The sequence below is a fragment of the Micromonospora sp. WMMD812 genome, assembly GCF_027497215.1.
Taxonomy (GTDB): Bacteria; Actinomycetota; Actinomycetes; order Mycobacteriales; family Micromonosporaceae; genus Micromonospora.
Map to the genome: position 1 here is coordinate 2,480,670 of NZ_CP114904.1, position 24,411 is coordinate 2,505,080.

A 24,411-nucleotide genomic window follows, 5' to 3' on the forward strand; every position below is an offset into this window, starting at 1 on the left:
CACGGTCCCGGCCACGCGAGGCGATCTCCGCCGACCGGTCTGCCCCGATCGACCGCGCCCGCCCCCGGGGCCGTGAAACACTCCGGACGGGACGACGACGGGGGCGTGGTCGTGTCGCAACCAGTGCAGCACCGCAGGTGGTGGCGTCCGCGGCTCGACCGGCCGGCGCTGGTCGCGCTGCTGCTCGGGCTGGTCGGGGTCGGGTACCGGCTGGTCCTCACGCTGTACACGGTGCCGGTGTCGAACAGCGACGAGGCCACCTTCGGGCTGGCCGCCCTGCACATCTCGCAGGGCCGCGCGCACCCGGTGTTCCTCTACGGCCAGCGCTACATGGGGATGTTGGAGTCGTACCTGGCCGCCCCACTGATCGCGCTGGCCGGCCCCAGCTGGCCGGTGCTGCGGCTGCCGATGCTGGTCCTCTACGCGGTCTTCCTGTACCTGATCTACCGGCTCACCCGGCGGATCTGCTCGCCGTGGTTCGCCACGTTCGTGGTCGGCCTGCTGGCGCTCGGCCCGGAGCGGGTGATCCGGGACCAGCTGACCGTGGTCGGCGGCCGGCCGGAGGTCAAGCCGGCGGTGCTGCTGATGCTGCTGATCGCGGTGGGGTTGGCCGCCGGCACGATCCGCCGGCGGCGGCTGGCCGCCGGGCTGTTCGGCCTGCTCGCCGGGCTGGCGCTGTGGTCGGACTGGCTCATCGCGCCGTACCTGGCGGTGGCCGGGCTGCTGCTGCTCTACGCGGCCCGCCGGGAGCTGCTCGGGTGGAGCGGGGCGCTGCTGGTGGCGGGTTTCGTCGTGGGCGTCGCCCCGATGATCTGGGCCAACCTGGTGGCTCCGCCCGGCGAGGACTCGTGGTCGGTGCTCCAGGAGATCAGCACCCGTGCCGGCCCGGCGCCGCCGTGGTCGCAGCGCGTCCGGGGTGGCCTGGTGGAGGGGGTGCCGCTGGCCGGCGGGCTCTGCCCGATCGACGGCTGCGCCCGGTGGCAGGAGTGGTTCGGGCTGCTCTACCCGGTGCTGCTGCTCGTCGCGGCGGCTCTCGCCGTGGTCTTCTACGGCCGGACGGCCGGGGCGCCGCGCGGGTCCCGGGTCGGGCCGGTCGCGCATCTCGCCCTGGTCGTCGGTGCGGTGCTCACCCTGCTGTCGTACGTGCGCAGCCCGCTCGCCGCCACCGACCCGCTGGGCAACGCGCGCTACCTGTCGGTGCTGCAGATCTCGCTGCCGGCGGTGCTCTGGCCGCTCTGGCTGGCGGCGATCACCGGCTGGCGCGGGACGGTGGGCATGCTCGGCCGGCTGACCGGCGCGGTGGCCGCCGCCGTGCTGGCCGGGCTGACCGTGATCAGCCTGGTCGCCACCGTGCGGTTCGCCGCCACCGGCGTCGCGGGCTCCCGGGACGAGGAGCGGCAGGCCCGGGAACTGGCCGCCGCGCTGCGCGCCGACGGGCCGCGCGAGGTGTACGGGGACTACTGGATCTGCAACCGGCTGGTCTTCAACACCGCGGAGGAGGTCGTCTGCGGGGTGGTCGACGGCGCCCTCAACCCGGGGCAGAACCGGTACCTGCCGTACTGGCGGCAGGTGGGTCGGGCCGACCGGCCCGGGTACGTGGTGGAGGCCGGCTCGGCGGCGGAGTTCCGGCTCCGCCGGCTGCTCGGCGACCGCCTCGACAGCACCCCGGTACGCGAGATCGGTGAGTACCGCGTGTACCACCCGGAGACCCCGGTACGGCCCTGGCGGTAGATTCCAGCGGTGCTCATCCTGCTGCCGCCGTCGGAGGGGAAGGCCGACGCCGGGACCGGCCGGCGGGTGGACCTGTCCCGGCTCTCCCTGCCCGAGCTGACCCCGGCCCGCGAGGAGGTGCTGGCCGCGCTCGTCGCGCACAGCGGCGGGCCGGACGAGGTCGGGGCCCGGGCCGCACTCGGGCTCAGCGAGGGCCAGCGGGACGAGCTGCGGCGCAACGCGCGGCTGCCTCGGGCGGCCACCGCGCCGGCCGCCCGGATCTACACCGGGGTGCTCTACGAGGCGCTGGACCTGGGTTCGTTGCCGCCGACCGCGGAGCGGGCGGCGCGCCGGTCGGTGCTGATCAGCTCCGGGCTGTGGGGCGCGGTGCGGCTCACCGACCGGATCCCGCCCTACCGCTGCCCGATCGGGGCGAAGCTGCCCGGCCCGGGCGCGCTGTCGGCGTACTGGCGGCGGGCGCTGGCGCCGGCGCTGACCGCGGCGGCCGGCGACCGGCCGGTCCTCGACCTGCGCTCCGGCGCGTACGCGGCCACCTGGACGCCTCGGGGCGAGCTGGCGGACCGGACGGTGACCGTCCGGGTCCTGCACGAGCGGGAGGTGGACGGTGTGCCGGTCCGGTCCGTGGTGAGCCACTTCAACAAGGCGACCAAGGGCCGGCTGGTGCGCGACCTGCTGCTCGCCGGGGCCCGGCCACGCACCGCCGACCAGATCGTCACCACGCTGCGGGACCTCAAGTACACGGTGCTGGAGCAGCCGGTGCCGGCCGGACGGCCACGCCAGGTGGACGTGGTGGTCACCGAGCTCTGAGGGCAGTCGCAAGATTTCCTCAAGGCTGGGCCGGACCGGTTCCCCTGCCGCCGCGCACCGGTCACGGTAGGAAGACCTCGACTCCGACAAGGGAGCGCCCCCGTTGGCCCGCGAACCCGCTCTGCTCGACCGGCCCCGCCGGCCGTCGACACCGCCGCCGTTGGACTGGTTGACCCTGGCCGACGCGTTCGAGGCCGCCTGCCTGCTGCGCTGCATGCCTCCGCCGGCCGGGGTGCGGCCCCCGCGCGCCGCCGTTCCCTACGCGGCGTCCGTCGTGGAGTTCAACCGCGAGGACGCCGCTCAGCGGTTGCGGCAGCTGCTGGACCGGTTGGACATCCCGGTCGGGCACGAGACGGCCGTCGGCGGCTTGCGCCGCCGCTACGAGCTGCACCGGCTGCGGGTGCCGCGGGAGCACCGGGTTGGCTACGCGCGGCTGTTGGAGACCGGTTGGCGGCAGGGCCGCCGGGAACTGCTGAGCGCGCCGGTGCCCGGCGCGTCCACCGCCCGGCGGGTCTGGGTGCCCCGGCTGGCCGAGGCGGCCTGGCGCTCGGCCCTGCTGGCCGGCGGGCGGCACGTCCGCCGGCACATCCTCGGCGTCCGGCTCACCGACCGGGAACTCGCCGCCGTCCTCATCCGCAGCGCCGCCCTGCTCGGCGTGCCGGCGGAGCTGCGGCCGGGCACCGGCTGTTTCCTGGTCAGCGTGGCGAAGGGCCCGGACCGGGACCAGATCCTGCACCGCACCCGGCTGGCCCCCGCGCGGGCCGCCGACCCGGCCTGACCGGCGGCGACGCCGGGCCGGACGGACCGTCAGGGCACCGGGCGCCGTCCCGGCGGGGGTTGCGACCGGTCGCCCTTTCCGCGCACAGTGCAGCGCGTGAGTCGTACCTGGCCCGGGCGCGCCCGGTGGCGCCCCGCCCACCCCGCGGCGCTGCTGGCGGCACTGTTGGTCGCGGGCGTCGGCCTGGCCGGCTGCCGGGACGCGCCCGGCGAGCCGGTGCGCATCCGGATCGCCACCGGCAGCCCCACCGCGGTCTACCACGCGTTCGGGGAGTCGCTGGCCGGGATCCTCAACCGGGAGCTGCCCGGAGTCCGGGCCACCGTGGTGGTCACGCCCGCGTCGGCGGAGAACGTCCGGCTCGTCGCCGCCGGCGAGGCCGAACTCGGCTTCACCCAGGCCGATGTCCTGCCGACCGGCCCGGACGGAGACCCCCGGGTCGCGGCGGTCGCCCGGGTGTACGACGACCAGTTGCACCTGGTCACCTCCGGCGGCGGGCCGGTGCACACGGTCGCGGACCTGCGCGGCCGGCGGGTGTCGGTCGGCGCGGCCGGTTCCGGCACCGAGATCACCGCGACCCGCCTGCTGGACGTGGCCGGGCTGGGCGGCGACGGCGTCCGCAGGTCCCGGCTCAACCTGGACGACTCGATGGCCGCGCTGCGGTCCGGCCGGATCGACGCCTTCTTCTTCTCCGGAGGGCTGCCGGTGCGGGGCATCGCGGACCTGGCCCGCGGCAGCCCGACCCGGATCGTGGACCTCGGCGAGTGGACCGAGCCGCTGCGCGCCCGCTACGGCGAGGTCTACGTCTCCCGGGACATACCCCGGTCGGTGTACGGGGTCGACCCGGTGACCACCGTGGCCAACCCGAACTTCCTCATCGTCCGCGCCGACCTGCCGGATTCCCTGGTCCGGAACGTGACCCGGTTACTCATGGAGCGCCGGTCGGAGCTGGCCGCGGCGCACCCGGCGGCCGGGCGGATGAGCCCCCGGTCGGCGATCGCCACCTCGCCGCTGCCGCTGCACCCCGGCGCCGCCGCCTGGTACCGGGCGGCGAAGCCCTGACCACCATGCCCTAACCCGCGCCCGCGGGCAGCCGGTCCACCGCCGGCGGGTCCACGTCGGTGGCGGTCGGCCCGGGCTCGTCGCCGGGGCCGGGACACTCATCGTCGGGGCCGGGGAACCAGAGGTCGGCGACGAGGCCACGCGGCTCACCCGCGCGCATGGTCAGCCGCCCGTCCGAGGCGTCGACCAGCACCGCGGCGATGGTCAGCCCCAGCCCCGCGCCGTCCACGTTCTGCACGTCCGGCGCCCGCCAGAACCGCTCGGTCGCCTGCCCCAGCTGGCTCTCGGTCATCCCCGGTCCGGTGTCCCGCACCTCGAGCGCCACCCCGCCGTCGCGGCGGGCGACGGTCACCGACACCTCACCGCCGGCCCCGCTGAACTTGACCGCGTTGTCGATGAGGGCGTCGAGGGCCTGGTCCACGGCGGTCGGCACGGTGCGGGCGTACGCCGGCACGTCGGACGTCACCAGCCGCAGCGTCACCGACCGGTGCCGGGCCAGCGGCTGCCAGGCGGCGACCCGGGACGCGGCCGTCTCGGCGGCGTCGACGGTGACCCGCTCGTTCTCCTGCCGCTCGGCGCGGGCCAGGGTGAGCAGCGCGTCGAGCACCAGCGCGAGGCGGTCGGTCTCCTCCAGGGCCAGCCGGTGCTCGGACCGCCCCTGCGGGTCGGTCAGGCTCGGCCCCAGCTCCTCCACCCGCAACCGCAGCGCCGTCAGCGGGTTGCGCAGCTGGTGACTGGCGTGCGCGACGAACGCCCGCTGCCGGTCCATGACGTCCGAGACCGCGGCGGTCATGTTGTTGAAGCTAGCCGCCAGCCGCCGCAGCTCGGGCGGGCCGACCTGGTGCTGCACCCGGGCGCTGCGGTCCCCCTCGGTGATCTCGTGGGTGACCGCGTCCAGCTCGGTGACCGGCCGCAGCACCCAGCCGGCCAGCCCGAACGCGGTCAGCACACAGGCCAGCACGGCGAGCAGACCGGTCCCGGCGAGCAGCAACCACCAGGTGGTGACCGTGCGGCGTACCGCGGCGGCGGGCGTCACGGTCACCACCGCGCCGAGCACCTCGCCGCCGTCGTTGATCGGCACCGCCACCACGACCGGGCCGTCCACCCACGGCCACACCGACTCCGGTCCGCTGGACTGCTGGCCCGCCAGGGCGGTGTCCAGCGCCTCCGGGGTGCCCGGCGCGGCGCGCCAGCTCGCCGAGGCGACGACGGTACGCCGGTCCCGGTCCACCACCGCCGCGCCGATCGCGTACAGGTCGTCGTAGCTGCGCAGCTCACTGTCGAGCGGGCCGGGGCTGCCGCCGCGCAGCGCCGGGCCGGCGAGCGAGGCGAACCGGGTGGCGTCGGCGAGACGGTCGGCCCGCACCCGGTCGGTCTCCCGGGTGGCCAGCGTGATCGCGAGCGGCGTCTCCAGCGCGATGAGGACCAGCACCATCAGCAGCAGGTAGCTGATCACCAGCCGACGACGCATCCGGCTCTCACCCGCCCCGCAGCCGGTAGCCGGCCCCGCGCACCGTCTCCACCAGACGGGGGTCGCCCAGCTTGCCGCGTAGGGAACCGACGTGCACCTCGACGGTGTGCCGGTCGGTCCAGGTGGTGCCCCAGGCGTCCAGCAGGATGCGGTCCCGGGGCACGGCCACACCGGGCTGGCGGGCCAGGGAGAGCAGGACGTCGAACTCCTTGCGGGTGAGCGCCACCGCCCGGCCGTCGACGGTCACCGTCCGGGCCGGGACGTCGATGCGGACCGGACCGGCCTCGATCAGGTTCCGCTCCGGCACGGCGTGGGCGGCGCGGCGGAGCACCGCCTCGATGCGCGCCTGCAACTCCACCATCGAGAAGGGCTTCACCACGTAGTCGTCCGCGCCGAGGCGCAGCCCGAGCACCCGGTCCCGCTCCTCACCCCGGGCGGTGACCGCGATGATGCCCAACTGGCTGCTGCGCCGGCGCAGCTCACGGCACAGGTCGGTGCCGTCCCCGTCGGGCAGCGTCAGGTCGAGCAGCACCAGGTCGCACGGGGCCGCGGAGAGCGCCGCGGCGACCGTGGCGGCGTGCTCGACCTCGTACCCGCGACGGCTGAGCGCGGACGACAGCGCGGCGGCGACCCGGCGGTCGTCCTCGACCAGCAGGATCCGCACCCGCGCCCCCATCCGTCGAACGGTCGTTCTGCGAATGGTGGCAGACGCCCGGCCCGGACGGGAGAGCCGGTCGGCGGTCTCGCGCCCGGGCGGCGCGCGGGTCGGGGGGGCCGTGGCGGCCGCCGTCCTCCGCGCGGGCCGGTCAGAGGCCGAAGACGTCCTCGGCCGTGGCGTCGCGTACCCCGTCGGTGAAGCCGCGGAAGCCGGGATCGTCGTGGCTGGCCGGAACGCTGGTGAGGTTCTCACCGGTGGCCTGGGTGACCGCGTCGACCAGGGGCGGGAAGTCGATCTCGGAGTCCCCGAGGCTGTCGTCGTCCGCCTCGGCCAGGTTGATCACGTGCTGCACGTCGTCCGAGGGGGTGTCCGGGTCGTCCGCCCACTCGCTGCCGGCCTGGTAGCACTCGTCGTACAGCGCGCGCTGGCTGTCGGTCCAGTCGTCGTCGTAGTTCGCCATCGCCCATCCCTCCGCGACCCGCTCCACCTGAGAGCATGCCGGCCCCGGGCGGACGACCGGGCCGGTACCGCCGAAACGGCGCGTACGCTGCGGAGGTGATCTACAAGCTGCTGCCGACCACCGAGTGGGACGACGCGCGGGCGGCCGGGCACCTGTCCGGCACGGCGGTGGACCGCCAGGACGGGTTCATCCACCTCTCCGGCGCCGATCAGGTCGTGGAGACGGCGCGACGGCACTTCTCCGGGACGACCGGGCTCACCCTGCTCACCGTCGACCCGGACCGACTCGGCGACCGGCTGCGTTGGGAGCCGTCGCGCGGCGGGCAGCGCTTCCCGCACCTGTACGGCCCGCTGCCGGCGGCCGCGGTGGTCGCCGCCGACGCGCTGCCGGCGGACACCCCGGCCGCCGAGGCGGTGGCCGCCCTGCTGGGCTGACCACCACCGACACCCGTCACCGGCAGAGCCGGGCGATCTCCTCCTGGAACCGGTCCATCGGGTTGGCCTCGGCCGGGCCGAGCAGGTAGGTCTTCAGCTCCCGCCGGGCCTCGGTCATCGGGTCGTCCCCCGCCCGGGTCACCGCGACGATCTTCTCCAGCTCGCCGCAGTCCCGGGAGAGCAGGTACGCCGCCCGCGACGTCGGGTACTCGCGGCGGAACTCGTCCTCCGGCAACCCGCCGGGGTTGGCCACCACGTACGGCCGCTGGCTCTGCACGAAGTCCGACACCACGCTGGACACGTCACTGACCAGCAGGTTCGTCTGGTTGAAGCAGTCGAACAGCGCCGGCACGCGGCCGGTCACCACCAGGTGGCGGGTGCCGTCGAGCGAGGACGCGTCGGTGTCGCCGCCGGCCGCCCGGATGCGCTCCACGATCCGGTCGTGCACCGCCTTGGCCTCCTTGGAGCGGGAGCCGGTCAGCGGGTGCGGCTTGTAGATGAGCCGGACCTGCGGCGTGGTGGCCAGCAGCCCCTTGACGATCCGCTCGCCCATCAGCACCAGCGAGGTGTGGTACGGGTCGTCGTCGAGCCAGCCCTCCCAGGTCGGCGCGTAGAGCACGGTGAACGGCCGGTCGACCGACTCGGCGCCGAAGGTGTGCACGCCGGCCAGCTGCGGGCGTCCGATCTCGACGATGTCGGAGTCGAGCACCCCGACGCCGGCCCGCGCGTACCGCTCCCGGCCGGCGAGGCCGGCGACCCAGACCTCGTCGTACACCTTGCTGTACGGGTTGACGCTGGCCTGCTTGTCGCTGTCGCCGTGCCCGACGAACACGTGCTTCATGCCCGGCTCGCGGAGCATGTGGATGTTCGCGCCGACGTTCGCGGCGTAGAGCGCCGCGCGGACGCTGCCCAGCTCCAGGTTCATGAAGTCCACGCCGGCCGGCACGCAGATCACCGGCAGCCGGGTGTCGGCGAGCTCTCCGAACGCCTCCCGGCTGCGCATCAGCACGACCGCGCGCTGGTCGAGCGCCTCGGTCGGGGCGAGCCACATGTTGGCCTGGTAGACGTCCTTGGCCGGGCCGGCGAAGTAGAGCGCGACCTCGGGGCGGTAGGTGTCGAGCCAGCGCTGCACGGCGGGCAGCAGCGGACCCTGCCCACTGCCCCGGCCGCGCAGCCAGGTCAGCACGATGACGGCGCCGATCACCGCGGTCACCCCCAGCGCGACCGCGCCGGCGACGAGGAACGGGGTCACGTCGTCCTGCACCGCGGCGGCCACCGCGGCCGGCACCAGCAGGATGTTCAGCAGGGGCATCCGGTCGCCGGCGACCGCCTGGGCCCAGGCCGGCGGGCGGGGGGCCGACTTCAACGGGCCGAGGTCGATGTTGCGGACCAGCGCGGACAGCGGGTTCCGCCGGTCGATCATCGTGGAGAGCGCACCGGAGAAGACCGAGATCACCCAGACCGCGGCGGGCAGCACCAGCAGCAGCGTCAGCTCCACGCCGCTGAGCGGCACCTCCGCGGCGACGAGCAGCACGGCCGCGAGGTCCCGGGTCAGCTGCCGGTACGAGCGGTGCAGCCCGACCTTCTCCAGCAACACCTCGGACTGCGGCGACCAGCGGCTGAGGGCGAACTCACCCAGGACGGCGGCCAGCCCGGCGACGGCGAAGACGGCGACCCAACCCAGGGCGCCGGCGGCGAGCATGACCAGGTAGGACAGCACCAGCAGTGCGCCCCGTGCGGCCACTCCGATTCGTCCAGTCAACGTGCCGAACAACGAGTACGCTCCCCTAAGAGATCAATGGTGGGCCCGCCACGAACCGCCAGCAGATGACTGCGACCTTAACGCGAAGGGACAGCCGGGCGTCGCTCGGGTATCGCGGCGCATTCCGGTCAAAGCTGGCCACCGCATCCCGGGACGACCGGAGGCGGCGCGCCGGCGTCAGCCGTCACGCCGGAAGCAGGTCACCGCCCCCGGAGCCCGGCGCTTGGCGAACTCCGTGTAGCCGAGCTGCGGTGCCAGGTCGCGGGCGTAGGTGTTGCCGTTGTAGACGCAGATGGTGCCGACATCCAGTCGCTGGAACGCCGGGACCAGCTCGGCCCGGGTGGGCTGGATCCGCCCGTCGGCGAAGCCGGCCAGGAGCAGACGGTCCTTGGCGAAGTCCGAGTTCAGGTCGTATTCGACGAGGTAGAAGTCGCGTGGCAGTACGACCCGGACCCGGCTGGTGACGACGAGGGACGTTCGCATGATCACCGACGGGGCGAGGACCAGCCCGTCCGGACGGTCCAGATCCTTGATCCAGAACGCGATCCGCTGCCGCTGCTGCGGCAGCTTCCAGGTGGGCCGGTCGTGCACCGTCACCCAACTCGTCGGGGACCACATGGGAGTGGCGAAGAGGGCGAAGCTCGCCACCATCGCGGCCGCGATCCCGACGCTCGCCACCCGGCGCAGCACCAGCGTCGGCGCGGGCACGTCGATCGTGCAGAGCAACCCGATCAACGTCGGCAGGGCGAGCAGCCACGGCACCCGCCAGAGCACCACGGAGATGCCACTCAGCGCGCTCAGCGCCTCCAGCACACCGGGGACGAGCAGCACGCTGAGCGCCAGGGTGGCTCCGGCCGCGAGCAGCGCGGGAGTGCGGCGGCGGGCCAGCAGCGGGCCGCACCAGAGCGCGAGGCCGCTGATCACCCCGACCACACCGACCAGCAGGGTCCGCTTGTAGGTGTACTCGGCGTCGAAGAACGCGTCGTCCGCCCCGGCGGCCGCCCCGGAGCCGAGGATGAGCTGGGAGACCACCACCGAGCCGACCGGGTAGACCACCGCCGCGGCGCCGGCGATCAGCGCGTCCTTCCACCGGCCGACCAGCAGCATGGCGAAGGCCGCGGCTCCGGCCAGCATCGGCAGGATGATCGCGGCGGTGGTGGTGAGGCCGATCGCGGTGATCGAGAGCGCGATGACGAGCAGCAGGCTGCGGCGCGACCGGGTGTCGAACCACTTGGTCAGGTAGAGCCACATCAGCGGGATGACCGCCGAGACGAACATCCCCTTGCCCTCGTAGAGCCGTGGCAGGTGGAAGGTGCCGAGCGCCGCGTCCGCGCCGGCCACCAGGTAGAGGTAGGCGACGGCGACGGTGAAGGCGAGCAGCGGGCGGCGCGGCGCCCACCGGTGCACCAGCCGCCAGAGGGACAGGATCGCGAGCACCGCCATGATCGGCAGCAGCACGTACCAGGTCGCCGAGGCGGCGTGAATGCCGATCACCCGGGCGAGCGCGCCGGCGAACACCTCGATCGAGGCGATCGGTGGCTGGGAGCCCATCGCGTGCGCGACGTTCTCGGTGAACAAAAAGTCCCGCAGCGGCACGATGTCGCGCTCGGCGACCCAGACCGACTTGCCGACGTAGTAGACGTCGTCGGGGGTGTTGCGGGCCAGGAAGAACGAGGAGACCGCGACGAGCCCGGAGACGACGAGCGCGTACCCCGACTGAAGGGCGGTCGGCGCGGTGACGGCCGGGACCGGCTGCGGCGTGGCCAGCCAGGCCCGGCGCAGCAGCAGCATGCCCCCGACGCCGGCGACCGCGCCGGCCACCGCCGGGATCCACCAGGAGATGCCGTCCCCGGCGCTGACGCCGGCGAGCCCGGCGGTGACCGCGGCGATGGCGGCGGCGACCAGCACCACGACCAGCCAGCGACGCGGAAGGGCCGCCGAGGCGGGCGGGGCGTCCGGCGCACCGTCGGTCGACCGGTCGGCCACGGCCGACGCGCGGCGGCGGGCGCGCAGCAGCGCCACGCCGGCCAGCAGCACGCAGCCGACCAGCCAGATCTTGAGGGTCACCGACGGGGCGAGGCTGAAGATGAACGCCGCGTGGTAGAGCACCGTCCAGAGCGCGAAAGCCAGCACGCCGGCGTCGGTGAGCAGGGCCGGTGCGGCCGCGACGCCGGCGGTGATCCGCCGGGCCAGACCCTGCCTCCGCGCGGCGCTCGGGCCCGTCCCGCCCTCCACCGACGCGGTTGTCACCACAGCGTCCTTGACTTCCGTCACGAGCCGTCCTTCTCGTCGTTCCGTTCGCGCGCCGGCGCCGGGCCGTCCTGGCATCGACACGGGGGATGCCCGGATGGGCGGGTGCAGCCTACCGGGCTCGCCCCCATACGTTGGTCCCGTGGTGGCCGGCGGGACATCGCGTGTTCACCTACCTCCGACAGCATCGCGCTGATGCGGCACGCCGCTCCCTGCACCCAGTCCCGCGACCACCGCTTCCACGAGGGCGTCCAGGTACGTCTCCGTCAGCGGCAGGCGGGCGATCGCCAACCGCCAGTAGAGCGGGCCGACGATCAGGTCGACGGCCACCTCCGGGTTGGTGTCGGCCGGCAGCTCGCCGCGCTCGACGGCGCGGCTGATCAGCCGTCCGCCGATCTCCTGCTGCCGGGCCCGCAGCACCTGCTGGAGGGTCTGGTCGATGGTCGGGTTGCGGGCGGCCTCGGCGAGCAGGTCGGGGATGATCTGCGAGGCCAGCGAGTGTCGCAGGGCCTGTGCCACCACCTGGAAGAGCAGCCCCAGATCGCCACGCAGGCTGCCGGTGTCGAGCGCCGGCAGGCGGCCGTGCGCAGCGGCGGCGACGAGCTCCAGCACCAGGTCGAGCTTCGAGTTCCACCGCCGATAGATCGCGGTCTTGCTCACCCCGGCCCGGCGGGCCACCGCCTCCATCGAGAGCCGGCCGTAGCCGACGGCGGCGAGCTCCTGCATCAACGCGCGACGGATGGCCGTGGTGATGTCGTCACGGAGCACCGCCGCGCCCGCGGGCGCGCGCCTCTTCTCGGTCGTCACCTGGAACTCTTTCCGCACGTCACGGCGACCAGCGTAGCGCAACGACGATACGGTTGCGTCCCGACGTGTTTCGGACTACTGTCCACGCAGCGACGAGGCGGCGCTCCCCCGCACCGGCCACGCCCGGGACCATCGTCGCGCGCATCCCGTTGACTCGAAAGATCGGAGCGCCACATCCCATGGCCAACACCGCGCTGGCCGATCCCGACTCCGGCCTCACGCAGGCGCAGCTGGCCGCCCGCTACGGGCTGCGGGTCGCCGACGCGCCACCGTCCCTGGCCGAGTACAGCCGGCGGCTCTGGCACTACCGGCACTTCATCGCCACGTACGCGAACGCGAAGCTGGTCGCCTCGTTCAGCAACGCGAAGCTGGGCCAGCTCTGGCAGGTGCTCACCCCGCTGACCAACGCGGCGGTGTACTACCTGATCTTCGGCCTGGTGCTGGAGCAGAGGAGCATCCCGAACTTCATCGCGTACCTGTGCACCGGGCTGTTCATCTTCAACTTCACCCAGACCGCGGTACAGAACGGCACCACGGCGATCAGCGGCAACCTCGGACTGATCCGGGCGCTGCACTTCCCCCGCGCCAGCCTGCCGCTCGCCGTCACGGTCACCCAGTTCCAGCAGCTGCTCGGCTCGATGGTGGTGCTGATCGCGATCGTGCTGGTGACCGGCGAGCCGATCACCTTCGGCTGGCTGATCCTGGTGCCGGCGGTCCTGCTCCAGACGGTCTTCAACGCCGGGCTCACCATGGCGGTGGCCCGGATGGGCGCGAAGGTGGCCGACCTGAGGCAGGTCATGCCGTTCGTGATGCGCGCCTGGATGTACGGCTCGGGCGTGCTCTACAGCGTCACCCTCTTCGAGGAGAACCTGCCCGGCTGGGCCACCAAGCTGGTCGAGTTCAACCCGATGCTGGTCTACATCGAGCTGGCCCGGGTGGCGCTGCTGGAGGAGGCACCGGTGCTCAACTCGTCCCTGCCCCAGCTCTGGCTGGTGGCGGCGGGCTGGGCGATCGTGATGGGCGTCGGGGGTTACCTCTACTTCTGGCGCGGCGAACAGGAGTACGGCCGTGGTTGACCAGTTCGAGGCGTCGACGGACGCGACACTGACGCTTGCTCCGGCGGCGCCGGAGCGGATCCCCACCGTGGTGGTGGACGACGCGCACGTGATCTACCGGGTGCACAAGGCCGCCGGCGGCGGCACCAGCCCGGTGGCGGCGCTGCGCCGGATCGTCACCCGCACCTCGGCGCCGGAGATCCGGGAGGTGCACGCGGTCAAGGGGGTCACCTTCACCGCGTACCGGGGCGAGGCGATCGGCCTGATCGGCAGCAACGGCTCGGGCAAGTCGACCCTGCTGCGGGCCATCGCCGGTTTGCTGCCGGTGAACCGCGGCGCGGTCTACACCCAGGGCCAACCCTCGCTGCTCGGGGTCAACGCCGCGTTGCTCAACGACCTCTCCGGCGAGCGCAACGTGACGCTGGGTTGCCTGGCGATGGGGATGTCCCCCGCCGAGGTGCAGCGGGAGACCCCAGGGATCATCGAGTTCTCCGGGATCAACGAGCGGGGCGACTTCGCCTCGCTGCCGATGCGCACCTACTCCTCGGGCATGGCCGCCCGGCTGCGCTTCTCCATCGCCGCGGCGAAGAAGCACGACGTGCTGCTGATCGACGAGGCGCTCGCCACCGGTGACAAGGGCTTCCGCAAGCGCAGCGAGCAGCGGGTGCGGGAGCTGCGGGAGAGCGCCGGCACGGTCTTCCTGGTCAGTCACCAGCTCTCCTCGGTCCGGGACACGTGCGAACGGACGATCTGGCTGGAATCGGGCGTGCTACGGATGGACGGCCCGACCGACGAGGTGATCCGGGCGTACGAGGCGTTCGCCAACGGCAAGTGACCTCACGGCGGGCCGGGCGCATCGACACAGATGCCGCCCGGCCCGCCGCCCTCGTTGGGGTGCGGAGCTTGGCGCGTTAAGGTTCATCCCGTCGCCGCCTGGGCGGAACCTTTTGTTAACGCACCCCCGAGAGTGAGGATCGGCAATGACGCAGGACCACACCACTGGCCCGGACGCCGCACCGGAGAACCCGGCACCGTGGCGGCCCTCGCGGACAGTGGCGGTGGTGCTGGCCGGCGGCACGGGCACCCGGCTCGGGCTCGGCATCCCGAAGCAGCTGCTGAAGATCGCCGGTAAGCCGATCATCGAGCACACCCTGGCCGTCTTCGAGGCGGCGCCGGAGATCGACGAGATCATCGTGCTGATGGCCACCGGCCACGTGGACGACGCCCGGCAGATCGTCGACAAGGCCGGCTTCCGCAAGGTCACCAAGGTGATCGAGGGCGGCGACACCCGCAACGCCACCACCCGGATCGCGCTCGACGCGGTCGGCGAGGGCGACTGCAACATCCTCTTCCACGACGCCGTCCGACCCCTGGTCAGCAACCGGATCGTGCGGGAGTGCGTGAACGCGCTCTGGACCTACTCCGCGGTCGACGTGGCCATCCCGTCCGCGGACACGATCATCCAGGTGGACGAGGACGACTGCATCACCGACATCCCGGTGCGCTCCTCGCTTCGCCGCGGCCAGACCCCGCAGGCGTTCCGCTCCGGCACCATCCGCGAGGCCTACCGGCGGGCCGAGGGCGACCCGAACTTCGCCGCCACCGACGACTGCGGGGTGGTGCTGCGCTACCTGCCCGGCACCCCGATCAAGGTGATCGACGGCTCGGACGAGAACATCAAGGTCACCCACCCGGTCGACGTGCACCTCGCCGACAAGCTCTTCCAGCTCGCCGCCGCGCAGGCCCCCCGGCTGGCCGACCACCGCAGCTACCGCGAGGAGCTGACCGGTCGGACGATCGTGATCTTCGGCGGCAGCTACGGCATCGGCCACGACCTGGCCGAGCTGGCCCGGGGCTTCGGCGCCCAGGTCTTCCCGTTCAGCCGCTCCAGCACCGGCACCCACGTCGAGCGCCCGGAGGACGTCGAGGCGGCGCTGAAGACCGCCTTCGAGGCCACCGGCCGGATCGACCACGTGGTGGTCACCGCCGGCATCCTGGAGAAGGGCGCGCTGACGGAGATGGACGAGGAGACCATGGACCGGGTGCTCCAGGTCAACTTCGTCGGCCCGGTCATCGTCGCCCGGCAGGCCCTGCCCTACCTCCAGCAGACCAGGGGCCAGCTGCTGCTCTACACCTCCAGCTCGTACACGCGGGGCCGGGCCCGGTACGCGCTCTACTCCTCGACCAAGGCCGCCCTGGTGAACCTCACCCAGGCGCTCGCCGACGAGTGGGCGGAGCTCGGCGTACGGGTCAACTGCGTCAACCCCGAGCGGACCGCGACCCCGATGCGCACGCGGGCCTTCGGCGAGGAGCCGGAGCACACCCTCCTCTCGGCCGAGGCGGTCGCCCAGGCGTCGCTCGACGTGCTCATCTCGGCGCTCACCGGGCAGGTCATCGACGTACGCCGGGCACCGGGCGAGGCCCCGCCGGCGGTGCCGGCACAGGCGACGCCGGCCGAGGCCGGGGCCGCCGCGGCGGCGGTCGGCTGACGGTCGGACGTCTGCGGCAGGGACGGCGGTGAACGGAGCGACATGCGTGGTGACCTGGTCCGGAAGCTGATCGCGCGCTGCCTGAGCATCGGGCTGGCCGTGTTGGCCTTCCTCGTCGTGGCCCTCACCGGGGCGACCGGCTGGGGGTTGGCGCTGGCAGTGGCCGCCCTCGGCGCCGCCGCCGCGGAACGGCGGATCCGCCCGGGTGCGGACACCGCCGCCGAGACGACGCTGATCGCCGCCGCCGTCCTGGTCGGGTACGCCCGGCGGCTGGACGGCGGATTCGACCCCGCGCTGGCCGCCACCGCGCTGGTGCTGCTGGGGCTGGTGCTGCTCGTCGGGCCGCTGCGACAGGCCGGCAACCTGGAGATCCGCGCGGCCAACCTGCCGGTGCGGTCCTGGGCGCCGCTGGTCGCCACGCACCTCGGCGGCGTGCTGCTCGGGCTCCTCGCCGCCGTCGCGCTGGCCGCCGCGGCGACCCTGCCGGCCGTCGTCGCCCTGGTGGCGGCCCTGCTGGTCGGTGCCGGGGCCGGGGCGGTCGCGCTCGACCTGGCCCGGCGCCGGCTCCGGCCACCCGCCGGCGGCGGCGCGGTGGGTCGGGCGCTGCGCCGGCACGAGCCCGAGTTCCTGCTCTACTTCTCCGCCCCGCCCGGGTCGGAGTACCAGGTCACCATGTGGCTGCCGTACCTGGAACGGATCGGCCGGCCGTTCGTGGTGCTGCTCCGCGAGCCCGAGTTCCTGGCCCCGGTCGCCGCGGCGACCACCGCGCCGGTGGTCTACTGCCCGACCCTGCGCGCGATGGACGAGGCGCTGGCGCCGAGCCTGAAGGTGGCCTTCTACGTCAACCACGGCGCCAAGAACAGCCACTGCATCCGGTTCACCCAGCTCACCCACATCCAGCTGCACCACGGCGACAGCGACAAGGCGCCGAGCGCCAACCCGGTCTCCGCGATCTTCGACCGGATCTTCGTGGCCGGGCCGGCGGCGATCGAGCGCTACGCCCGGGCCGGGGTGGACATCCCGGCGGAGAAGTTCGTGGTGGTGGGCCGCCCGCAGGTCGAGTCCATCGGGGTACGCCCGGAGCCGCTGCCCGCCGGAGCGCCCCGGACGGTGCTCTACACCCCGACCTGGACCGGGCACCACGCCGACGCGGACTACTGCTCGCTGCCGGTGGCCGAACCGCTGCTGCGGCGACTGCTCGACCGGGGGGCGACGGTGATCCTGCGCGCCCACCCGTACACCGCCCAGAACCCGGCCTCGGCCCGACAGCTGGGCCGGCTGACCGAGCTGCTGGCGGCGGACCGCGCGCGGACCGGCCGGCCGCACGTCTGGGGCGCGGCCGCCAGCCGGGATCTCAGCCTGGTGGAGTGCGTGAACCGCTCGGACGCGTTGATCTCCGACGTCTCCGGGGTGATCTCGGACTACCTGTACTCCGGCAAGCCCTTCGCGGTGACCGACATGGGTGCCGAGGGCGACCGGTTCCCCGAGCGGTTCCCGCTGGCCGGGGCGGGCTACGTGCTGCGCCGGGACATGACCAATCTGGATGAGGTGCTGGACCGGCTGCTCGGCGCCGACCCGCTGGCGCCGGAGCGTTGGGCCACCCGGCGGCGCTACCTCGGCGACTTCCCGGCCGCGTCGTACGCCGACGCGTTCCTGGACGCCGCACGGCGGGAGCTGGAGCCGGGCTGGAGCCCGCCGGCCCCGCGGATCGCCCCGCCCGTGGAGCCGGACGCGGCGCCCCTGTCCCCCACCGCCTGAGCCGTCGCCTCCCCGAGCTGGCGGCCGCCGCAGAGCGGTGGCCGCCGGCTCGGGGCGCGGCTCAGCGGTACGGGTCGGCCAGCGCGAGCACCGCGGCCGGGTCCTCGACGTGGGCGTTGTGCCCGAGCCCGGGCAGGGTGGCCACCGGCACGCCCAACTCCTTGAGCTGTGCGTCGGTGACCATCGGGTCGTGTTCGCCCCGGGCGAGCAGGACCGGCACGTCCGTGGCGGCCAGCAGGGCCGGCAGGTTCGGCTCGCCCACCGCGAACGCCCCCGGGTCCATCGCCAGCCGCCACCGCCCGTCGACCTGGCGCAGCCCGCCCTCGACCACCGGGTGGTCCGGGGCGAGCAGCCCGGCCAGGCCGGAGACGCGCAGGTAGCGGCGGGCCGCCTCGTCCCGGCTGGCGAACCAGGTGACCGGGCGGTCGGCGAGGTCGCGGGCCTTGGCCAGCTCGGCCTCCGACCAGACGGCCTTGATGCCGAGGCCGATCACCGCGTCCACGGGCAGCCCGCCGGCGCGGGCGGCCAGGGCCAGACCGACCACCCCACCGAGCGAGTGCCCCAACACGACCAGGCGGTCCGTCGGCGCGAGCGCGGTGGCGACCCGGTCGGCCAGTGCGGCGAAGGAGTACCCCGGCAGCGGCGGCGCCCAGCCGTGGCCGGCGAGGTCCGGCGCCAGCCACCGGCCCGGCCACCAACGTTCGAGCAGCGGCGCCCAGGGCAGCCACACCTCACCCGTGGCGCCCATGCCGTGCAGGAGCACCAGGACGGGCGGGCGGTCGGCGCGGGCGCGGGTGTCATCGACCATGAACCGCAGTCTGCCACCGGGCCGGCGCGTCGGGCGAGAGGCGGCCGGCAGATGGCGGGTAGCGCATCCGACATCGGGCGGCGCGGAAACGACATCGGGCGCCGGCCCCCGTGCGGGGTGCCGGCGCCCGACGGAGGCGCGGACGGTCAGGCGGAGTAGCCGCGGCTGGTCATCCAGTTCGCCAGGTCGATGGTGGTGATCCAGTACGACGGGAGCGCCGGGTTCGCCGAGTCGGCGATCTTGACGGTCCGGCCGTTGTCCCGGTAGCCGACCACGGCGATGTAGTGCCCGCCCGAGAAGGAGTGCCAGCCACCGTTGGTGTCGGTGGCGTCGCCGACGATGTTCGCGACCACGCCGCGCCCGTCGGTGATCGCGTTGACCACGTCGGCCTGGAGCTGGTCCATCTGGGCCGGGCTCGGCGCGTTCGGGAACATCCGGGTCCGGTACGGGTTGCCCTTGACGACGGCGTTCAACACGCGGGTGGTGTCCTCGGCGGAGTTGGTGCCCATCTCGGTGGTGCCGAGCTGGGCGGCCAGGTCGTCCTGGCTCCGGTCGACGCCGGCGGCGCTGAGCGCGTTACGGGTGGCGGCCGGGCCGCAGTAGAAGTAGGTCGTCTGCGCCTGGTAGTCGTAGTCCAGGATCTTGCTGGCCGGCGGCTTCGGCGGCTCCGGCTTGCGGGTCAGGTCCGGGTCGGCGGCCTTCTTCGCGGCGGGCGACGCGCTCGACGACGGGGCGCTGGTCGACGGGGAGCCGCTGGCCGAGGGGGTGGTGCGCTCCTGGCCGCGGGAGGCGACGGTGTCGCTGCGCAGCTCGGCGACGGCGGCCGAGGCCTGCTGGGTGGCGGGCGCGTCGTCGGCGGTGCTGAGCAGCGCGCCGGTGCTGGACGCGATCACCAGCGCCGCGGCGGACGCCGCGACGACCTGGAACGGACGCTGGGTGGCGAGACGGCGAAGCTGGCGCTTCAGGGTGTGCTTCACAAGATCCTCCACGGGCTCAGGGGGAGAGCGGTGCACCGCGCCGGAGCCGGGACATGGGCAGGCGCGACCGCGCGGACGTCGTCCGCGGGTGGTGGACCGCTCAGGGGAAGCGCCCGGTGGCCCGGGCGGAAAGGGCGGCTGCCGGGATCAGCTCGCCGTCACGGGACGGGCGAGCGTCGGCACCGCGATGCCGTGGAGGGGCGGGGACCAGCGGGGGATGAAAGGGTGCTGCACGAGGATGGAACTCCTTCCGACACCGCCTACCGGGTTAGCTGACGGATTCGGGCGGGAAGATCGCCCTACCGCGGGCTGTGGCTCGCGGATTCACCCCGGACGTACTTATGGGTCCCCGGCTCGTGGATCACGATTAGGCGGGTCGGCGCGGCGTCGCCTCTTGCGATCGATTACCGCACCGGACGGGCCGACACTACTGGTCGGTACTCACCCTGCCAACCCCATCTCACCTGCGTAAACGTCGATCATGGAAATCTTTTCCGTGCGTACGGACACTGTCGTGCCTCAATGGGACAGGCAGTTCTCGTGGCACCCGAGGGCGACAACCGGACGGGTCGTCGGCAACCTCGCCGGAATCGGCCCGGAATTGGTGCGCCCTGTACCGGCTGACCGTTTCCACCGATCTGTGACCGGGCTCACGGAACATCCCCGCCGTCAACCCACCCGGGCCGGACGCCAACGCCGCGCGGCGGCCGGGCGCGGTGCCGCGGGCTCCCGGCGGGCCGCCGGGACCCGGAGCGGCCGAAGGCGGGCCGTCGCCGCGTACGCCTCGGCGGCGAGGCTACGTGCCGCCTCGGCGGCCAACTCCGCGGCCCGCCACGCCGCGCGCTCCCGCTCCGCCGCGGCCCGGTAGTCGGCCCGCCTGCCGTCCCGGAGCATCCGTGCCAGCAGCACCTCCTGCTCGACCGGGTGCCGGCGGGCGTCCCAGCCGTTGCGGTGGCCGAACACGTCACCGAGCTGCCGCAGGGTCAGATCCCCGCGCCAGTGCGCGGCCGTGGCAGCCCGGTGCAGGTACCGCTCCCTCGCCGCGTACTCGGCCGGTGTGCGGGGGGTCCGAGGCGTCGGCAGGGCAGCCGCGCCGGCGAACCGCCGGGCAGCGCTCTCCGCCGCGTCGTACGCCGCCCAGGCCCGCTCGGCGTCGGTCTGGGCGGCCAGCCAGTCGGCCCGGCGGCGACGGGCGGTCTGCGCGGCCCCGGCCGCCGCGACGGCCACCTCCTCGGCGTACCGGGACAGGTCGGCGGCCTCGGTCTCGGCCAGCTCCCGGTCGCTCGGCCCCCCGGCGGACGGGCCGTCGTCCGGGCGGTCGCGGTGCGGGCGCGCCGCCAGCACGGTGAGCACGGTCAGCGCGAGCACCAGCAGGGCCGACCAGATGGCGGCGGCCTGCGGCACCTCGATCAGAAACTGGTAGAGAACGGTCTTCTCCATGGCGGCACCTCACGGGCTGCGGATGCGGGGGAACCGCACGACCACCGGCGCTCGGGCGGGTGCGGAGCACGAGGGAGGCCGGGGGTGCGGTGGGCAGGGTTCGACAGGTACGGCGGGAGAACGTTCCCGCGGACGGGTCAGGCGGCCGGCGGCGCGCGCGGCGCCCGGACGGCCGGGGCGGGCGCGTGCGGCGCCCGCTGCTGGGCCGCGACGGCGGACGCCGGTGCCGGTGCGGCGGCCACCGCGGGGAGCCCGCCGGGGAGGGCGTCGACCTGGGCGTGGACCACGCCGGGCCGGGCGTCGGCCGGCGCGTGCGGCGGGACCGCCGTGCCCGGACCGGCGGTGCGGGCCAGCTCGACACTGGCGCACGGCAGCGGACCGCCGGGTGTGGACGGTCGCCCGCCGACAGTCACCGGCGGCGCCTCGGGTGCCGCCGATGCCGCCGGTGCCGTCGCCGCCCCGAGGGTCAGCGCGCCGGCGACGGCGAGGCTGGTCAGCAGCCGCGTCGCCCACCGCGCCACCCACCACAGGGGACAGGTGAGCGCGACGGGAAGCACGTGACCACGCTACCGTCGGTGCCGCCTCGTCGCATCGGTGCCGGGCGTGTCGGATTCGCCGCGCCGAGGGCTCCGACCAGCGTGGACGGCGTCAGCGCGTGTCGGCGTACGCCGCCCGTTCGTCGGCTGTGACGACTCCCCCGCGAGGGGCCGGCACGGCGGGCGGGCCGGCCTGGTCGGTGGGCGTCCGGCCCGACACCCCCGACTCGGCCGGATCGGCGGGCGCGGCCGGCGTCCGGGCCGGCGTGGCCGACTCGCCGGAGCCGGCGGGCGGCCCGGCCGTGCCGAGCGGGACCGTGCCCGGCCCGCCGGTCGGGCGGGACCGGCGTGGCGCGAGCCGGCGCATCATCGGCGTCTCGACGTAGCGGTGCAACACTCCGGCGAGCAGCAGGTTCAGCAGCAGGAACCCGAGGACGACGGCGGGACCCCACCACCCGGGCAGGCCGCCGCCCCAGTCACCGGTCAGCCGCAGCACGGTCATCATGACGAAGACGTGCACCAGGTAGAAGGCGAACGACACCTCGCCGAGCCAGACCATCGTCCGGGACCGCCACGGCGAGCGCAGGCCACGTACGTCGGCGTCGGCCGCCGCGGCGATGACCAGGACGTACGCGACGGACAGCAGCGCGGCCCAGAACTCGGCGCGGATCCAGCCGGAGGCGACGACCCAGGTGGCGACGAAGAGGACGGTGGCGAGCGGGAGCCGCGGTCCAACCCAGCGGCCGCGGCGCATCAGCTCGGCGGCGGCCACGCCCATCCAGAACTCCAGCGACCGCGTCAGCGGGAAGACCTGGGTGAACCACCAGCGGTCGGCCTCGGGGACCAGTGTCTGGGCCGGCCAGAGCGCCAGGATCAGCAGCGGCACGGCGACCACCACGGCCCAGAGCAGCCCGGGGCGGGCCCGGCGCACGAACGGCAGCGCCAGCGGAAGGCAGAGGTAGAAGAAGAACTCGCAGGAGAGCGACCAGCTGACCGTGTTGACGCTGTAGAAGTAGCCGGGCGTCGGGTTCCACGCCTGGATGAGCAGCAGGTTCTGCACCGCGGCGCCGGGGTTCACCGGATCGGCCAACCAGAGACCGACCAGCAGGACGAGCGCCCAGAGCACGAGGTGGTTGGGGTAGATCTTGGCGAACCGGCGGCGCCAGAAGTCCCGCCGCCGCTCCCCCGGCCGGGCCGACCAGACCAGCACGAACCCGCTGAGGATGAAGAAGAACTGCACCCCGGAGAGGCCGAGGGTGAACACGTGACCGACCACGCCCTGGTAGTCGGGCTCGGCGATGATCCGCATCGTGCCGGCGTGGAAGCCGAAGACCAGCAGCGCGGCGATCCAGCGCAGCCCGGTGAGCGAGGGCAACCGGACGGGCCGCGGGCCACCGCGGGCGGGCTGCTCCGGCGGCGCCGCCGTGGGTGCACCCGTCATGCCCGACCCCCCGCACGCCGCGTCACCAGCACGTCGTCTCCTCCCGCGGTTCGCTGACCGGGCCGGGACGCCGCCCGGTCCCGATCGATGCCGTCCGTTCGGGCACCCTACCCGGCCGCTTCGGGGATGCCGGTCGGCCGGGTGGACGACGGTGGCGCGCGGGTGTGCGGGAGTTGTCGCGTGGCCTAATATCTCGGGACCTGGAGGTGATCGATGACTGCCTCCCAGACCCTGTCGGGACGGTGTCCGGTGCGGAACGCCGTCACGGACGGACGAGAGGCGAACCCGATGCACCAGCGGATCCTCATGCGGGCCAAAAAGGGCCCCTTCGACGTCTACTCGCCGGAGGAGGCCTTCGAGCACAACTGGATCGGCGAGAACAACGGCAACCTGGTGTTCAGCCACGCCGCGCACAAACTGCTGCGGACCGCCACGGCGGACATCACCTCGACCGAGTTCAAGATCGACCTGCGGGACGCCGACAAGATCAACGAGCGGTACGACGTGTACGTCATCCCGCTCGCCAACGCGTTCCGGCGCAGCTACGCGCACCGCATCGTCACCATGACGAAGCTGATCGAGCGGCTGAAGATCCCGGTGGTGGTGCTCGGGGTGGGCGTACAGACCGACGTCAAGGGCGACCGGGAGTACCTGCGCCCGATCGACGACGTCGTCAGCCGCTTCGTCCGGGCGGTCCTGGACCGCTCGCACACCATCGGCGTACGGGGCGAGATCACCGAGAGCTACCTGCGCACCCTGGGCTTCTCCGCGGTCGACGTGATCGGCTGCCCGTCGATGTTCCTGCACGGCGACAGCCTGCGGGTGGAGAAGCGCAAGGACACGCTGGAGCCGCACGACCGCGTCGCGCTGACCATCTCGCCGTACGTGAAGTCGATGGCGAAGATCGTCACCGCCCACCACGCGCGGTACCCGAACCTGCGCTACCTCCCGCAGGACCTGAAGACCCTCGGCACCCTGCTCTACGGCGACGCGCCGGAGGACCGGGGCAAGACCAGCGCCATCCCGATCCACACCTCGCATCCCCTCTTCGTCGAGGACAAGGTGCGCATGTTCCTGGACCCGTGGACGTGGATGGACTACCTCGCCGGGTTCGACTTCGCCTTCGGCACCCGGATCCACGGCACCATCACGGCGCTGATCGCCGGCACACCCGGCTACCTGTTCGCGCACGACTCGCGCACCCTGGAACTGGCCCGGTACTTCGACATCCCGCACCGGATCATGAAGGACGTGCCGGCCGACGTCGACGCCGCCGACCTGTACGCCGAGGCGGACTACACGGCGTTGAACAACGGGCACAAGGCCCGGTTCGAGACCATGCTGGCCTTCCTCGCCAAGCACGACCTGGGCCACGCCTTCGCCGACGGCGACAGCGCCACCCGCTTCGACGAGCAGGTGCACGCCACCACGTTCCCGCCCGCCGTGCGCCCGGCCGCCGCGAGCGGCGCCGACGTGCTGCTGGAGCGGGTGCGGTGGCTGCGCGACCGCAACCAGGACCTGCGGACCGAGGTCGAGACCCTCGAGCAGCAGCGACTGCGCGCCCGGGTCAAGCGGGCGGTCGGCGGACCGGTCCGCCGCATCCTCAATCGTTAACCTTCTGATGGGCGGCTGTTCAGTGACTGCACCTCCGCCGGTCATGTGAGGTTCCGGGTCCGTCCACCCGAAGGGT

General features: G+C 73.8%; 21 protein-coding genes and 1 riboswitch. Of the genes, 10 read left to right on the forward strand and 11 right to left on the reverse strand.

The features are described 5' to 3' along the window. Positions 1-105 precede the first annotated feature (105 nt). From O7603_RS11215 to O7603_RS11230, 4 genes are all read left to right on the forward strand, one after another. The gene (locus tag O7603_RS11215; protein ID WP_281575639.1) at positions 106-1,731 is read left to right on the forward strand and encodes a hypothetical protein; all 1,626 of its coding nucleotides are present in this window, start codon (positions 106-108) and stop codon (positions 1,729-1,731) included. A gap of 9 nt (positions 1,732-1,740) precedes the next feature. Beyond that, entirely contained in the window at positions 1,741-2,538 is a 798-nt protein-coding gene (yaaA, locus tag O7603_RS11220) for a peroxide stress protein YaaA (RefSeq protein ID WP_281575640.1), read from the forward strand. Positions 2,539-2,641: 103 nt separating this feature from the next. Then, a complete protein-coding gene (locus O7603_RS11225) occupies positions 2,642-3,316 on the forward strand; it encodes a hypothetical protein (protein WP_281575641.1) in 675 nt (224 codons plus the stop codon). A gap of 87 nt (positions 3,317-3,403) precedes the next feature. After that, a complete protein-coding gene (locus O7603_RS11230) occupies positions 3,404-4,375 on the forward strand; it encodes a TAXI family TRAP transporter solute-binding subunit (RefSeq protein ID WP_281575642.1) in 972 nt (323 codons plus the stop codon). A gap of 10 nt (positions 4,376-4,385) precedes the next feature. On the opposite strand, the gene O7603_RS11235 is transcribed toward O7603_RS11230, so the two are convergent. From O7603_RS11235 to O7603_RS11245, 3 genes are all read right to left on the reverse strand, one after another. Then, positions 4,386-5,846 (reverse strand): HAMP domain-containing sensor histidine kinase, encoded by a 1,461-nt coding sequence (locus tag O7603_RS11235; RefSeq protein WP_281575643.1) that lies wholly within the window; start codon positions 5,844-5,846, stop codon positions 4,386-4,388. Positions 5,847-5,853: 7 nt separating this feature from the next. Then, on the reverse strand, positions 5,854-6,522 hold the full coding sequence (locus O7603_RS11240; RefSeq protein ID WP_281575644.1) for a response regulator transcription factor: 669 nt from the start codon (positions 6,520-6,522) through the stop codon (positions 5,854-5,856). Positions 6,523-6,652: 130 nt separating this feature from the next. Beyond that, complete coding sequence (locus O7603_RS11245) at positions 6,653-6,964, reverse strand: hypothetical protein (protein WP_281575645.1); 312 nt, start codon at positions 6,962-6,964, stop codon at positions 6,653-6,655. A 95-nt stretch (positions 6,965-7,059) separates the two neighbouring features. Between O7603_RS11245 and O7603_RS11250 the strand changes: the two genes are divergently transcribed. Further along, the gene (locus O7603_RS11250; protein WP_281575646.1) at positions 7,060-7,398 is read left to right on the forward strand and encodes a DUF952 domain-containing protein; all 339 of its coding nucleotides are present in this window, start codon (positions 7,060-7,062) and stop codon (positions 7,396-7,398) included. A 16-nt stretch (positions 7,399-7,414) separates the two neighbouring features. On the opposite strand, the gene O7603_RS11255 is transcribed toward O7603_RS11250, so the two are convergent. The 3 genes from O7603_RS11255 to O7603_RS11265 all read right to left on the reverse strand — a co-directional run bounded on the left by O7603_RS11255 (position 7,415) and on the right by O7603_RS11265 (position 12,217). After that, entirely contained in the window at positions 7,415-9,172 is a 1,758-nt protein-coding gene (locus O7603_RS11255) for a CDP-glycerol glycerophosphotransferase family protein (protein WP_281575647.1), read from the reverse strand. Between the two features lie 165 nt (positions 9,173-9,337). Beyond that, positions 9,338-11,434, reverse strand: a complete 2,097-nt coding sequence (locus O7603_RS11260) for a DUF6077 domain-containing protein (protein WP_281575648.1) — start codon at positions 11,432-11,434, stop codon at positions 9,338-9,340. Positions 11,435-11,578: 144 nt separating this feature from the next. Further along, positions 11,579-12,217: a TetR/AcrR family transcriptional regulator gene (locus tag O7603_RS11265; RefSeq protein WP_281575649.1), complete on the reverse strand. Its 639-nt coding sequence runs from the start codon at positions 12,215-12,217 to the stop codon at positions 11,579-11,581. Between the two features lie 179 nt (positions 12,218-12,396). Here O7603_RS11265 and O7603_RS11270 point away from each other — a divergent pair, with 179 nt between their 5' ends. The 4 genes from O7603_RS11270 to O7603_RS11285 all read left to right on the forward strand — a co-directional run bounded on the left by O7603_RS11270 (position 12,397) and on the right by O7603_RS11285 (position 17,519). Continuing rightward, complete coding sequence (locus O7603_RS11270; protein ID WP_281575650.1) at positions 12,397-13,293, forward strand: ABC transporter permease; 897 nt, start codon at positions 12,397-12,399, stop codon at positions 13,291-13,293. Continuing rightward, positions 13,286-14,107, forward strand: a complete 822-nt coding sequence (locus tag O7603_RS11275; RefSeq protein WP_281575651.1) for an ABC transporter ATP-binding protein — start codon at positions 13,286-13,288, stop codon at positions 14,105-14,107. Before O7603_RS11270 ends, O7603_RS11275 begins: the two co-directional genes overlap by 8 nt. 145 nt (positions 14,108-14,252) lie before the next feature. Beyond that, positions 14,253-15,761 carry a bifunctional cytidylyltransferase/SDR family oxidoreductase gene (locus O7603_RS11280; protein ID WP_281575652.1) on the forward strand — a complete coding sequence of 503 codons (1,509 nt, stop codon included), beginning with the start codon at positions 14,253-14,255 and terminating at the stop codon, positions 15,759-15,761. Positions 15,762-15,803: 42 nt separating this feature from the next. After that, positions 15,804-17,519 (forward strand): CDP-glycerol glycerophosphotransferase family protein, encoded by a 1,716-nt coding sequence (locus O7603_RS11285; RefSeq protein ID WP_281575653.1) that lies wholly within the window; start codon positions 15,804-15,806, stop codon positions 17,517-17,519. Positions 17,520-17,580: 61 nt separating this feature from the next. Here O7603_RS11285 and O7603_RS11290 read toward each other — a convergent pair whose 3' ends face one another. The 5 genes from O7603_RS11290 to O7603_RS11310 all read right to left on the reverse strand — a co-directional run bounded on the left by O7603_RS11290 (position 17,581) and on the right by O7603_RS11310 (position 22,721). Continuing rightward, positions 17,581-18,327 (reverse strand): alpha/beta fold hydrolase, encoded by a 747-nt coding sequence (locus O7603_RS11290; protein WP_281575654.1) that lies wholly within the window; start codon positions 18,325-18,327, stop codon positions 17,581-17,583. A gap of 146 nt (positions 18,328-18,473) precedes the next feature. Continuing rightward, a complete protein-coding gene (locus O7603_RS11295; protein WP_281575655.1) occupies positions 18,474-19,316 on the reverse strand; it encodes a C39 family peptidase in 843 nt (280 codons plus the stop codon). Positions 19,317-19,546: 230 nt separating this feature from the next. Continuing rightward, a riboswitch (cyclic di-AMP (ydaO/yuaA leader) is annotated at positions 19,547-19,688 on the reverse strand. A gap of 285 nt (positions 19,689-19,973) precedes the next feature. Then, complete coding sequence (locus O7603_RS11300; RefSeq protein WP_281575656.1) at positions 19,974-20,744, reverse strand: hypothetical protein; 771 nt, start codon at positions 20,742-20,744, stop codon at positions 19,974-19,976. A gap of 137 nt (positions 20,745-20,881) precedes the next feature. Further along, positions 20,882-21,301: a hypothetical protein gene (locus tag O7603_RS11305; protein WP_281575657.1), complete on the reverse strand. Its 420-nt coding sequence runs from the start codon at positions 21,299-21,301 to the stop codon at positions 20,882-20,884. Between the two features lie 91 nt (positions 21,302-21,392). Then, complete coding sequence (locus tag O7603_RS11310) at positions 21,393-22,721, reverse strand: acyltransferase family protein (protein ID WP_281575658.1); 1,329 nt, start codon at positions 22,719-22,721, stop codon at positions 21,393-21,395. Between the two features lie 288 nt (positions 22,722-23,009). On the opposite strand from O7603_RS11310, the gene O7603_RS11315 reads away from it, so the two are divergent. Beyond that, complete coding sequence (locus O7603_RS11315; protein ID WP_281575659.1) at positions 23,010-24,335, forward strand: polysaccharide pyruvyl transferase family protein; 1,326 nt, start codon at positions 23,010-23,012, stop codon at positions 24,333-24,335. Positions 24,336-24,411: the final 76 nt, after the last annotated feature.

What these genes read in the sequence shown, in the direction of transcription:
- O7603_RS11235 (WP_281575643.1), bottom strand. Translation starts at nt 5,846, where the DNA reads ATGCGTCGTCGGCTGGTGATCAGCTACCTGCTGCTGATGGTGCTGGTC.
- O7603_RS11240 (WP_281575644.1), bottom strand. Translation starts at nt 6,522, where the DNA reads ATGGGGGCGCGGGTGCGGATCCTGCTGGTCGAGGACGACCGCCGGGTC.
- O7603_RS11245 (WP_281575645.1), bottom strand. Translation starts at nt 6,964, where the DNA reads ATGGCGAACTACGACGACGACTGGACCGACAGCCAGCGCGCGCTGTAC.
- O7603_RS11270 (WP_281575650.1), top strand. Translation starts at nt 12,397, where the DNA reads ATGGCCAACACCGCGCTGGCCGATCCCGACTCCGGCCTCACGCAGGCG.
- O7603_RS11280 (WP_281575652.1), top strand. Translation starts at nt 14,253, where the DNA reads ATGACGCAGGACCACACCACTGGCCCGGACGCCGCACCGGAGAACCCG.
- O7603_RS11285 (WP_281575653.1), top strand. Translation starts at nt 15,804, where the DNA reads ATGCGTGGTGACCTGGTCCGGAAGCTGATCGCGCGCTGCCTGAGCATC.
- O7603_RS11290 (WP_281575654.1), bottom strand. Translation starts at nt 18,327, where the DNA reads ATGGTCGATGACACCCGCGCCCGCGCCGACCGCCCGCCCGTCCTGGTG.
- O7603_RS11300 (WP_281575656.1), bottom strand. Translation starts at nt 20,744, where the DNA reads ATGGAGAAGACCGTTCTCTACCAGTTTCTGATCGAGGTGCCGCAGGCC.
- O7603_RS11310 (WP_281575658.1), bottom strand. Translation starts at nt 22,721, where the DNA reads ATGACGGGTGCACCCACGGCGGCGCCGCCGGAGCAGCCCGCCCGCGGT.
- O7603_RS11315 (WP_281575659.1), top strand. Translation starts at nt 23,010, where the DNA reads ATGCACCAGCGGATCCTCATGCGGGCCAAAAAGGGCCCCTTCGACGTC.